The organism is Hydrogenophaga intermedia, from assembly GCF_000723405.1.
GTDB lineage: Bacteria > Pseudomonadota > Gammaproteobacteria > Burkholderiales > Burkholderiaceae_C > Hydrogenophaga > Hydrogenophaga intermedia.
The window spans coordinates 1-11927 of sequence record NZ_CCAE010000059.1 but is presented as its reverse complement, the minus strand read 5'-3'; the positions used below and the strand labels follow the sequence as shown (position 1 = coordinate 11927).

The following is an 11927-nucleotide window of genomic DNA, read 5'->3' as shown; positions in this document are numbered from 1 at the left end:
CCCCAGCCCGCGCGGGCGAAGGTACCCCAGTGAATCCCAGGGTCTCGGACACCATGCGCCTGGCGCGCATTCTCTGCATCCTGCTGCTGGTGTACGCGCACGCCCAGCCGTACCAGCCCGGCGTGCCCGAGTCCCTGCTGTCGCCCATGGGCCTGATCCACTACCTGCGGCAGCTGCTGGGCCACACCAGCGTGCCCCTGCTGAGCCTGCTATCGGGCTACCTGCTGGCACGCGCGCTGAGCCAGCGCCCCTACGCGCAAGCGCTCAGCCACCGGTTCTTCTCCCTCATCGTGCCCCTGGTGCTGTGGAACCTGATCTACCTCGCCAAGGAAACCCTGGAGTCGGGCTTCACGGCCGTGCCCGCTGTTCAGGAATGGCCGAACGCGGTGCTGGCCCTCACCGCCCAGCCGGCCATGGCACCGCTCTATTTCCTGCGCGACGCCTTCGTCTGCGCCCTGATCTCGCCCGCCCTCATCTTCCTGGCGCGTCGGCTGCCGCGCACGGCAACGGCCGCGCTCTTGCTGAACGCCCTGCTGGGCCTGGACGGCGTGCTGTTCCTCAACGGGGCCATTCCCCTTTTCTACTTCGTGGGCTGCCTCTGGTGGGTGCATCAGGCACCGATCCCGGCGCAGGCCATGCCGCGCGAACCCGTGCTGGCCGCGGGGTTGGCCATGGTCCTGCTGGCGGCCGCGCCCTTCTTTCTGCCACCGGCCTGGGGTGCGTCCGATCCGCGCAGCGTGACCTACGCCATGCTGGACATCGCGCTTCGTGCGGCGGGCTGTGTGGTCTTCTGGGCGGCCGCGTCGAGGCTGTTGGACACCCGCGCTGGCGATGTCCTGCTGAGGTTCGAGCCCATCGCGTTCTTCATTTTCTGCACCCACGGCATGGCCACCGGCCTGTGGTGGATGGCCATCGAGCGCACGGGCCACGCCGACACCCCGCCGGTCTTTCTCGCCCACTTCGCCCTTTCGCCCCTGCTGGCGCTGCTGGTGTGCGTCCCTGCGGTCTGGGCGCTTCGCCGGCTGGCGCCCAGGGTGCTGTCGGTCCTCATGGGCGGGCGCGCCCCGAACCGGCAGCAGATGGCCCGCATGACCCGCCCCCTGGCACCCGCGCCGTTGGCGCGCACCCAAGGCTTGATCCCATGAACGTCGGCATCCTCACCTTCCACTTCAGCGACAACTACGGCGCCGCGCTGCAGGCCTACGCCCTGCGCCGCTGGTTGACCGAGCACGGCCACCGCGCGCACTTCATCGACTACCGACCCGCGCACATCGAGCACGGCGGCCGGCTCAGCCTGCCGACCTCGCCCGAGAAGCTCAAGGCCAACCTGAAGGTGGTCTACCTCGCGCTGTCGTCGTTCCTCCACCAGCACTTCGGCAACCGCGACCAACGCGACAAGTTCGCGCACTTCCGCGAGCGCTTCCTCGACGTCGCCAGCGACGCCGCGCCCACGGACAACGGCGCGTCCCTCGCCGCCGCGCAGGCCTTCGACCTGATCGTGGCGGGCAGCGACCAGATCTGGAGCCCGTCGCAGCACTTCGGTTTCGACCCGAACTACTTCCTGGCCTTCGCCGACGCCTTTCGCGCCCGAAAGATCTCCTACGCCGCCAGCTTCGGCCGGGACCGCGTGTCCTCGTCCGAGGCCGAGCAACTGCCCCGCCTGCTGCACCACTTCGACGCCATCTCGGTGCGCGAGGCCTCCGGCGTCACGCTGGTGGAGCAAGCCACCGGGCAACGACCGGCCAACGTACCCGACCCTACCTTGCTGCACGACAACTACACCGAACTCACCGATCGCGCACCCATCGCGCCAGACGAGCCCTACGTCTTCTGCTACGGGCTGCGCTCGCCCGACAACATCCGCCAGACCGCCGAGCTGGTGTCGCGGCAATTGAACTGCCGCATCCTGTCGCCGCACAACCCGCACCGGCGCTGGGCGGAGATCGGCAACACCGTGTACCCCGACCCCGGCGAGTGGGTCGGCCTGGTCAAGAACGCGCGCTTCGTGGTGACCAACTCCTTTCACGGCACCGTGTTCGCGTTGCTGTTCCGCAAACCCTTCATCGTCGCGGGGCTCACGGGCGACAAGGCCGCCGCCAACGCCCGCGCCATCAATCTGCTGCGCGCCGTGCGCCTGGAGAACCGCTTCGCGCCCAGCTTCTCGGAACACAACACCCAGGCGCTGATGAACAGCCCGATCGACTGGGCCAACGTGGACCCGCGGCTGGGCGACCTGCGCCAGGCGGGCAGCGACTTTCTGAGCGCGCAACTGAGGGCCGTAACCCCATGAGCGATTCCCTGAGTGATTTCGGCGCCCTGCGCTACCGCAACGACTTCAGCGCCGCCGACAAACTGCGCCGCCTGGTGTGGGAAGTGGTCTGGCTGCTGGCGTTCCGGCCCACGCCGCGCTGGGCACTGCACGGCTGGCGGCGCTTCCTGCTGCGCGCCTTTGGGGCGCGTATCGGCGCGGGCTGCCGCATCGCGCCCTCGTGCCGCGTGTGGGCGCCGTGGAACCTCGTCATGGGCGAGTTGTCTGCGCTGGGCGATGGCGTGGACTGCTACAGCATGGGCCGCATCACCATCGGCTCCAAGGTCGCCGTCAGCCAGCGCAGCTTTCTGTGCGCCGGCTCGCACGACATCCGCTCCCTGTCGCGGCCACTGACCACCGGGCCCATCGTGATCGGGGACCACGCCTGGGTGGCGGCCGAGAGCTTCGTGCACCCCAACGTGGTCATCGGCGAAGGCGCCGTCATCGGCGCGCGCTCGGTGGTGACGCAGGACATGCCGGCCTGGTCGGTCTGCGTCGGGCATCCGTGCCGAAAGATCAGGCACCGCGTGCTGACCGAACGCCGAGGGGGCCCCGATGCTTAGCCGGATCGCCAAGGTGGCGGGCATCTTCAGCGAGGCCCTGCGCGACGCGGTGCTGTTCCTGCGCTTCAACTCGTACTCGCCCTTCGTGGACAGGTCCAAGCGCGCGTTCTACAAAATCATCATCGAGGCCCACACCATCGAGAAGGGCCTGTCCCTGCAGCAGCCGCGGCTGCTGTTCGGCAAGGACAAGGTCCGCTTCGTGATGGCCGCGCTCTCGCGCTACGACATCGGGTACTCGCCGGTGCCCGCCCACATGTCGCTGGGTGCGCTGGAGGCCTACCTGAACTATCACGCCCAGGCGGGCGCGAGCGACCCGCTGCTCGACGAGATCAGGGCCTACCTGAAGCAATGGGAAGCGCGCCTGCCCAAGCCGTGGAAGGGCGGCACGCGCGAGTACTCCTTCAACGGTCAGGCCGCCGGCGACCTGCAGCACCTGATCGCCAGCCGCTCGAGCGTGCGCACCTTGCGCAACGCGCCGATCGACCCCGATCGCATCGTCGAAGCAATCTCGCTCGCGCAGCAGGCGCCCTCCCAGTGCAACCGCCAGGCCACGCGGGTGCACACCTACCAGGACCCGGCGCGCATTCGCGAACTGCTCGCGTTGCAGGGCGGATCGCGCGGCTTCGCCGAGAGCGTGGGCAACCTGTTCGTGGTGAGTTCCGACATCTGCGCCTGGGGCGGCCCCGGCCAGCGCAACCAGGCCTACGTGGATGGCGCGCTGTTTGCCATGTGCCTGCTGCTGGCCTGCCGGTCGATGGGCTGGGGCGCCTGCCCGCTGAACCTCGCCATCGACCACAGGACCGAATCGGCCATCCGCCGCGCGGGCGGCATCCCTGACGGCGAGCGGCTGATTCTGATGATCGCCTTCGGCGAGCCCAGCGCGCCGGACACCAGGGTGGCCTTCTCGCCCCGGCGCCCACCGGCCGAGATCGCCACCCTTCACGCCTGAGGAGGATTCCCCATGAGCATCACCGCCATCATCCTGACCTACAACGAAGCCCTCCACATCGCGCGCGCCATCCGCTCCATTCAGCCGTTCGTGGACCAGATCTGCGTGGTGGATTCCGGCTCCACGGACGGCACCACCGACATCGCGCAACGGCTGGGGGCCGAGGTCTGCACACACGCCTTCGTGAACCAGGCCCGGCAGTTCCAGTGGGCCCTGGACACGCTCGACATCCGCGGCGAGTGGGTGCTGCGCCTGGACGCCGACGAAATCATCGAGCCCGACCTCGCGCAGGAGATCGCCGAGAAGCTGCCCGCGCTGCCGGCCGACGTGGTGGGCGTGAACCTCAAGCGCAAGCACATCTTCATGGACCGCTGGGTACGCCACGGCGGGCGCTACCCGCTGGTGATGCTGCGCCTGTGGCGCCACGGGCACGGCCGCATGGAGAACCGCTGGATGGACGAGCACATGGTGGTGTGGGGCGGCCGCACCGTCACCTTCGACGGCGGCTTCGCCGACCACAACCTCAACGACCTGGCCTACTTCATCGACAAGCACAACAAGTACGCCACGCGCGAGGCCATCGAGGTGCTCAACCAGCGCCTGGGCCTGTTCGCGCGCGACGAGGCGCTCAACGCGCACAGCGCCTCGTTCCAGGCCTCGTCCAAACGCTGGCTGAAGGAGCGCGTCTACAACCGCATCCCCTTCACCGTCAGCGCCGCCTTGTACTTCGTGTGGCGCTACGTCTTCCAGCTCGGTTTCCTGGACGGCCGCAGCGGCCTCGTCTACCACTTCCTGCAGGGCTACTGGTACCGCTTCCTGGTGGGCGCGCAGGTGATGGAGCTGGAGCAGGCCGTGGCGCACCTGCGCGACAAGGCGGCCATCTGCGCCGAGCTGAGCCGCCTGACCGGGCACAAGCTGGTGGCGCAGAGCGAGGCCAGCGACGCCCACACGGCCTCGGACGTGAACGCGGGCCAGTTGGTCCACCGCCTCTGACACGCAAGAAGAAAGGATCCCGCATGCGCACCGACACCGCCTTCCGATGGACTTCGTGGCTGCTGGCGGCCACCTGCCTCACCGCGGCAAGCCTGGCGCGCGCCAACGACGGCCTGATCTGCCAGGACCCCTCGACACCCGAAGGCGCCGCGCAGGTGGGCGCCACGCAAGCGCTGTTCCGCGACTGCCCCCGGCTCGACGACGTGGACTTCACCACGGGCCGGGCCGACGGGCGCAAGTACTACGCCGGGCTCTACTTCACCAAGGTGAAGGACCGCAGCCTCTACGAGCAGGTCGAGGACGGCGTCGTCATGCAGCGCGGCGGCGTGCTCGCCACCGCGAAGATGAATTCCTACCCCGGGCGATTCCCGCTGTTAAGCGGCAACCGGCCGTTCTACGTCGAGGCCCAGGTGGCGATCTCGTCCAACCACCGCGACAACTTCCCCGCGGTCTGGCTGCTGCCGATCGAGCACAACCTGCGCATGGAAGACGTCTACGAAGGCGACCCGAAAAGCTTCGAGCGCTGGTTCGAGCTTGACATCGACGAAGGCGGCTTCGGGCCCGGCGGGCACCACACCGCCATCTCCTGGACCGGCATCCACCCCAACTACCAGAAGATCCAGAACCCCAACCCGACCTCGAAGGTGCCGCTGGACCGCACACAGCCGAACGTGTTCGGCGTGTCGTACTCGCCCGACGACCTGACCGTGCGCTGGTGGCTGAACGGCCAGCAGGTGCTGGAAGCGTCGCACCCCTATGTGCCCGAGATCGCGCGGCGGCAGAACTTCTACCTGATCGTCTCGGCGCAAAGCCACAAGAACCTCAGCCACTACCAGATGAAGCTGATGGGCGTGCGCGCCTTCGTGGGCGAGGCCAGGGCAGGGGGGGGCACGCGATGAAGCTGCTCATCTACGGCATCAACTTCGCGCCCGAGCTGACCGGCATCGGCAAGTACACGGGCGAGATGGCGCGCTGGCTGGCCGAGGCCGGACACGAGGTGCGCGTGATCACCGCGCCGCCCTACTACCCGGACTGGACCGTGGGCGAGGGGTACAGCGCGCGGCGCTACCGCCGCGAGCAGTGGCACGGCGTGCAGGTGATCCGCACGCCGCTGTGGGTGCCGCACCAGCCGGGCGGCGCCAAGCGCCTGCTGCACCTGGCCAGCTTCGCGCTCGCCAGCCTGCCGGCGCTGGCCGCGCAGTGGCGCTGGAAGCCCGACGTGGTGTGGGTGGTGGAGCCGCCCCTGATGTGCGCCCCCGCCGCCGCCGCCTTCGCCGCCCTGCGGGGCGCGGGGAGTTGGCTGCACATCCAGGACTACGAGGTGGACGCGGCCTTCGACCTGGGCCTGATCAAGGGCCGCACGCTGCGCCGCTGGGTGCAGCGGGCCGAGGGCTGGCTGATGCGCCGCTTCGACCGCGTGTCCACCATCTCCGGCCGCATGGTGGACCGCGCCCTCGACAAAGGCGTGGCGCCCGGGCGGGTGCTGCACTTTCCCAACTGGGTGGACATCGGCGGCATCACGCCGCTGGACGCGCCCAGCGACTACCGGGCCGAGCTGGGCCTGGCGCCCGACGCCGTGGTGGCCCTGTACTCCGGCAACATGGGCAACAAGCAGGGGCTGGAGGTGCTCGCCGATGCGGCGCGGCTGCTGCGCGACGAGCCACGCATCCAGCTGGTGTTCGGCGGCAAGGGCTCGGGCCGGGCCGATCTGCAGGCGCGCTGCGCGGGCCTGGACAACGTGCGCTTCCTGGACCTGCAGCCGTTGGAGCGCCTCAACCACTGGCTGGGCCTGGCCGACGTGCACCTGCTGCCGCAGCGGGCCGACGCGGCGGACCTGGTGATGCCTTCCAAGCTCACCGGCATGCTGGCCAGCGGTCGCGCCGTGCTGGCCACCGCCCTGCCCGGCACCGAGCTGTGCCGGGTGGTGGAACAGGACGCCGCCTGCGGCCTGGTGGTGCCACCGGAAAACCCTGCCGCCCTGGCCGAGGCGCTGCGCGCGCTGGCGGCCGACCCCACCCGTCGCGCCGAACTGGGCGCGAACGGCCGCCGCTACGCCGAGGCCGAGCTGAGCCGGGACGCGGTGCTGCACCGGTTCGAAGCGCAGTTGCTGGCACTGGCACAGACGCGATCGATGAACGCTGGTTTTGACCCGTCCACGGGTCAGAAAGGAGAAGCCTCATGAACACGACACCCATCCTGAAGGCCCTGCCTTGCGCCCTGGGCCTGCTGGTCCTGGTCGCGGCGCTGCCACTGCGCGCCCAGACCACCGCCCCGGCGAATGCCGTGGCCACACCCACCGCCGCCGCGCCCAGCGCCACGGCCCCGATCGGTGCCGCGCCGGGCACCGAGGGCGCCGTCGTGGTGCCCGGCGCGCCGCCCGCGGCGAACGCGGACTATCGCCTGTCGCCCAACGACCTGCTGAGCTTCGACGTGTTCGGCGTGCCGGACATGAAGCGCGACGTGCGCGTGGACGCCTCGGGGCAGCTTTCGCTGCCGCTCATTGGCGCCGTGCAGGTGGCGGGGCTCACGGCGCAGGCCGCGGAAGACCTGATCGCCGCCCGCTACGAGGAGAAGTACCTGATGGACCCGCAGGTCTCGCTGTTCATCAAGGAGTTCACCACGCAGCGCATCGCCATCGAGGGCGCGGTGACGCGGCCAGGCATCTACCCGGTGACGGGGCAGCTCACCCTCCTGCGCGCCCTGGCCCTGTCCGGCGGCTTCGCGCCCTACGCCGACGTCAAGCAGATCGTGGTCTACCGCCACGGCGCCAACGGCGCGCGCGAACAGTTCACCTACGACCTCGATCAGGTGCGCGCCGGCCAGCAGAAGGACCCCGACATCCGCGCCGACGACGTCATCGTGGTCCAGCGCAATGCCCGCCGCACGGCGCTGCGGGATTCACTCTTCAGCGACATCCTGAGCACGCTGAACCCGTTCAACTGATGGAAGGGCACCGCCATGGCTTCCCATGACCAACACCCACTGCCCGCAGGCCCCGGGCCCAGCGCGCTGGCCCTGCGCCGCGAGGCCGCGCTGTCCGAGCTGATGGCGACCCAGGTCGAGGCCGGGGCGCGGACCGACGACCGCATCGACCTCAAGACGATCTGGCGCGCCCTGGCGCGCCGCAAGCGGACCATCCTGGGCGTCACCGCGCTGTGCACCCTGGCGGCCGGCGTGTACACGCTGCAGATGACGCCGCAGTACAAGAGCTCGGCGCTGCTGCAGATCGACCGCGCGGCGCAGAAGGTGGTGGGCTTCAATGCCGAGGTCGAGGTGGACGAAGGGCCGCTGGCTGACCAGTTGCAGTTGCGCACGCAGATCGAGCTGATGAAGAGCCGCAGCCTGGCCGAGCGGGTGATCGACGAGCTGGGCCTGTACAAGCCCGATGCGCCGGCCACGCCCGCCGCGCCGCCCGCGCAGGTAAAGGCCAGCGGCGACGGGCCGACCGACCAGGCGCTGGCCTTCCTCGGCAACGCGTGGTTGCGGCTGCGCGCGCTGGTGGCCTCCCCGGCGCCCGGCGACGAAGGCACGCTCAGCCGCGCGGCCACGGTGGCGCGCTTCCAGCAGTCGCTCAGCGTGGAGCCCATCCGCAACTCGCGCCTGGTGCAGATCCAGGTGCTCAACCCCGACCCGCAACTGGCCGCCACCATCGCCAACGCGATGTCCCAGGCCTTCATCGCCACCAACATCGAGCGCAAGCTGCACTCCTCCATCTACGCGCGCCAGTACCTGGAGGAGCAGATCCGCCAGACCAAGGCCAAGCTGGAAGAGAGCGAGCGGGTCATCAACGCCTACGCCAAGGACAACGAGATCCTGAACCTGGGCGACAAGGGCAGCGCGGCGATCCAGACCTTCGTGGACTTCTCCACCGCGCTGGCCAAGGCCGAGCAGGACCGCATCCGCGCGGAGACGCTCTACAACCAGGTGAAGCTCAACCCCGAAAGCGCGCCCCAGGCCGTGACCAACGAGGCCATCCGCGCCTACAAGGAGCAGCGCGCCCGGCTGGAAGCCGAGTACGCGAAGAACCGCTCCACCTTCAAGCCGGAGTACCCCGCGATGGTGGCGGCGCGCGCGCAGATCGCCGAGCTGGACGCGCGCATCAAGACCGAGGTGAACAACATCCTGGCCAGCATCGAAGGCCAGTACGTGGCCGCCAAGCGCACCGAAGACCAGTTGCGCAGCAAGGTGGCCGGCAGCCGCAGCGAGGTGCTCAGCGTGCAGGACCGCAGCGTGGACATGAACCTGCTGAGCCGCGAGCTCGACACCAACCGGCAGGTGTACGACAGCCTGCTGCAGCGCCTGAAGGAAGTGAACGTGATGGCGGGCATCACCGCCAACAACGTGAGCATCGTCGACGAGGCGTCACCGCCGCTGTTCCCGGCCAACCCCAACATCAAGCTCAACCTCGGCCTGGGGGTGGTGCTGGGCCTGTTCCTGGGCATGCTGGCCGCCTTGCTGCGCGAGCAGATGGACGATTCGTTGAAGAACGCCAACGACATCGAGGCCCGGTACCAGTTGCCCCTGCTGGGCCTGATTCCCTTCACCCGGCCCGAGCGCGGCCGCAAGGACGCCGTGGCGCTGCTGGCCCACCACGAGCCGCGCAGCACATTCGCCGAGTCCTACCGCTCCATGCGCACGGCGCTGCAGTTCAGCACGGCCGACGGCGCGCCTCAGCGCTTCATGGTGACGAGCTGCGGCAAGAGCGAAGGCAAGAGCACCACGGCGCTGGCGCTGGCGATCAACTTCGCGCAACTGGGCCAGCAGGTGCTGCTGATCGACGCCGACATGCGCAAGGGCGGCCTGCACAAGATGCTTGGCGTGGTCAACGACCGCGGCCTGTCCAACCTGTTGAGCGGCGACCGCGACCTCGACGCCTCGGTGCGCCACACCACGGTCGACAAGCTGGCCCTGATCACCGCCGGCCCGGTGCCGCCCAACCCGGTGGAGCTGCTGGCGGGCCCGCGCCTGGGCCAGTTGCTGGAGAAGGCGCAGGCCCTGGGCTACGAGCAGATCGTGATCGACGGCCCGCCCCTGCTGGGCATCGCCGACGCGATCGTGCTGGGCAACCAGATCCAGAACATCGTGCTGGCCATCAAGGCCGGCGGCACGCGCAAGGAGAGCATCAAGGACGCCCTGCGCCGCCTGCGCAACGCCGGCCTCTCGCCGATGGGCGTGGTGTTCACGCACGCGCGCAACGAGCACACCAGCGACTACGCCTACGCGGCCTACTACGGCCACGGCTACTCGCACGGCGAGCGGCCCGCGCCACCGCCCGCCCGGCCCGAACCGCCGCAAGGCGCCGTGCCACTACCGGCCGGCACCCGCGTCGAGCCCACGCTGGACCCCTACTCCGCGACGTGAACGCGGCAAGCGACATGAGCCCGCCCGAATGGAGACGCCTGCTGCTGACACTGCTGGAGTTCGAGCGAGCCCCCGGGCGCTACCCCGTGGCGCTGCGCGAGCCGCGCCCGCTGTTCGAGCACATTCACCGCGTGATGCTGCTGGCCAGCGACCGCCCGGTGCAGGACCTGCCCGCCGCCGCCGCGCATGCGCCCGGCCTGCGCCGCGCGGCACGCTTCTTCGTGCGCACGGTGATGCTGCGCCCGGGCGCCGACCCCTTCACGCTGCTGGGTCTGCAGCCGGATTTCGAAGCGGCGCAACTGCGCGAGCACTACCGGCTGATGATCCGCCTGACGCACCCGGACTTCGCCGCCGCCGGTGAAAGCTGGCCCGCCGACGCGGCCATGCGGGTCAACCTGGCCAAGGACCTGCTGGCCACGCCCGAGAAGCGGGCCGAATGGGCCGCCGCGCTGCGGACGCCGGCTCACCTGCGCTGGGCCCAACGGCCCGGCGCACGCCCGCGGCCTTTGCTGGCCGCACCACTGGTCCCCCGGCCGTCGCTGCCGCATGAGCCACCGCCCAGGGGCGGGTGGCCCGCCGGTGCGCGGCTGGTGCTGCTGGGCATGGGCGCGGCGGTGTTGGCGGGCGCGTACCTGCTCATGGGCGCCAGGGACGACGACGGCGCGCGCACGGCGCAGCCCGAGGCGTCGGCACCGGACAACAGCGCCGAGCGGGAGGCGCGACCGCCATGATCGACCTGCACTGCCACATCCTGCCGGGCATCGACGACGGGGCGAAGACGCTGGACGATTCGCTGGCGATGGCACGCATCGCGGTGGCCGACGGCATCCACACCCTGGCCTGCACGCCGCACATCTACCCGGGCATGTACATGAACGACGGCCCGGGTATCGCCCATGCACGCGATCGCCTGCAGGCCGAACTCGACCGCCAGGGCATACCGCTGAAGCTGGTGGTGGGGGCGGACGTGCACCTGGTGCCGGGCCTGATCGAGGGCATCCGCAGCGGGCGGGTGCCGACGTTGAACGGCTCGCGCTATTTCCTGCTGGAGCCGTCGCACACCACGCCGCCGCCGCGGCTGGAGGAGCAGGTGTTCGAGCTGATCGTGGCGGGCTACACGCCCATCGTCACGCACCCCGAGCGGCTGGCCTGGGTGGAAAGCCACTACCCGGTGTTCAAGCGCCTGATCGCGCAGGGCGCATGGATGCAGGTGACGGCGGGGGCGCTGACGGGCGTCTTCGGCCGGCGCGCCCGCTACTGGGGCGAGCGCTTCATCGGCGAAGGCCACACGCACCTGCTGGCCACCGACGCGCACACGACGGGGCGGCGCCTGCCGCGGCTGACGGAAGGGCTGGAGGTGGCGCGGCGCCTGGTGGGCGAGCGCGAGGCCAGCCGTTTGGTGAACGAGCGGCCGAACGCGGTGCTGAACAACCTGCTGCCGCGGGACGTCGAACGGCGCGAAGTGGCAGCACGTCCTTCTTTGATTGGTCGGTGGTGGTCTGGGCGGGTGGCGTCGTCGCGCTGACGGTGTTGCATGACGTCTTGTGCCCTGCTTGCCACTGTGGTTGGCGGTGTCAGGGGCGGGCACCACGGAGCGCCAGCAAAAAAACGGACTTCCCTTCTCGCGTGCTAACCAGCTCCGCTGGCCGAGGGCCCGGGGTACGGTGCGGCGGGCGCCTGTGCGCTGGCGAGGAGCGCAGGGTGAGTGGCCCGCGCGCGCAGCGCGCTTCGTGAACTGATTGGCGGCATCTGT

General features: G+C 70.0%; 11 protein-coding genes. All 11 read left to right on the top strand.

Annotation, left to right across the window (positions count from 1 at the left end):
* Positions 1-29: 29 nt before the first annotated feature.
* From BN948_RS21955 to BN948_RS21905, 11 genes are read left to right on the top strand one after another with little or no spacing between them, the layout of a single operon-like run.
* Positions 30-1145 carry an acyltransferase family protein gene (locus BN948_RS21955; RefSeq protein ID WP_162182753.1) on the top strand — a complete coding sequence of 372 codons (1116 nt, stop codon included), beginning with the start codon at positions 30-32 and terminating at the stop codon, positions 1143-1145.
* Entirely contained in the window at positions 1142-2290 is a 1149-nt protein-coding gene (locus BN948_RS21950) for a polysaccharide pyruvyl transferase family protein (RefSeq protein WP_009515988.1), read from the top strand. The genes BN948_RS21955 and BN948_RS21950 overlap by 4 nt, the downstream gene beginning before the upstream one ends.
* Positions 2287-2871 (top strand): LbetaH domain-containing protein, encoded by a 585-nt coding sequence (locus BN948_RS21945; protein ID WP_009515991.1) that lies wholly within the window; start codon positions 2287-2289, stop codon positions 2869-2871. Before BN948_RS21950 ends, BN948_RS21945 begins: the two co-directional genes overlap by 4 nt.
* On the top strand, positions 2864-3820 hold the full coding sequence (locus BN948_RS21940) for a nitroreductase family protein (protein ID WP_009515992.1): 957 nt from the start codon (positions 2864-2866) through the stop codon (positions 3818-3820). Before BN948_RS21945 ends, BN948_RS21940 begins: the two co-directional genes overlap by 8 nt.
* Before the next feature lie 12 nt (positions 3821-3832).
* Positions 3833-4813 carry a glycosyltransferase family 2 protein gene (locus BN948_RS21935; RefSeq protein WP_009515999.1) on the top strand — a complete coding sequence of 327 codons (981 nt, stop codon included), beginning with the start codon at positions 3833-3835 and terminating at the stop codon, positions 4811-4813.
* Between the two features lie 23 nt (positions 4814-4836).
* Complete coding sequence (locus BN948_RS21930) at positions 4837-5712, top strand: LamG domain-containing protein (RefSeq protein ID WP_009516001.1); 876 nt, start codon at positions 4837-4839, stop codon at positions 5710-5712.
* Positions 5709-6995, top strand: a complete 1287-nt coding sequence (locus BN948_RS21925) for a glycosyltransferase WbuB (protein ID WP_009516002.1) — start codon at positions 5709-5711, stop codon at positions 6993-6995. Before BN948_RS21930 ends, BN948_RS21925 begins: the two co-directional genes overlap by 4 nt.
* Positions 6992-7756: a polysaccharide biosynthesis/export family protein gene (locus BN948_RS21920; protein ID WP_009516003.1), complete on the top strand. Its 765-nt coding sequence runs from the start codon at positions 6992-6994 to the stop codon at positions 7754-7756. Before BN948_RS21925 ends, BN948_RS21920 begins: the two co-directional genes overlap by 4 nt.
* Before the next feature lie 15 nt (positions 7757-7771).
* Positions 7772-10174, top strand: a complete 2403-nt coding sequence (locus BN948_RS21915) for a GumC family protein (RefSeq protein WP_009516004.1) — start codon at positions 7772-7774, stop codon at positions 10172-10174.
* Between the two features lie 14 nt (positions 10175-10188).
* The gene (locus BN948_RS21910; RefSeq protein ID WP_009516005.1) at positions 10189-10905 is read left to right on the top strand and encodes a J domain-containing protein; all 717 of its coding nucleotides are present in this window, start codon (positions 10189-10191) and stop codon (positions 10903-10905) included.
* Positions 10902-11699 (top strand): tyrosine-protein phosphatase, encoded by a 798-nt coding sequence (locus tag BN948_RS21905; protein ID WP_009516006.1) that lies wholly within the window; start codon positions 10902-10904, stop codon positions 11697-11699. Before BN948_RS21910 ends, BN948_RS21905 begins: the two co-directional genes overlap by 4 nt.
* The last annotated feature ends 228 nt before the right edge of the window (positions 11700-11927 follow it).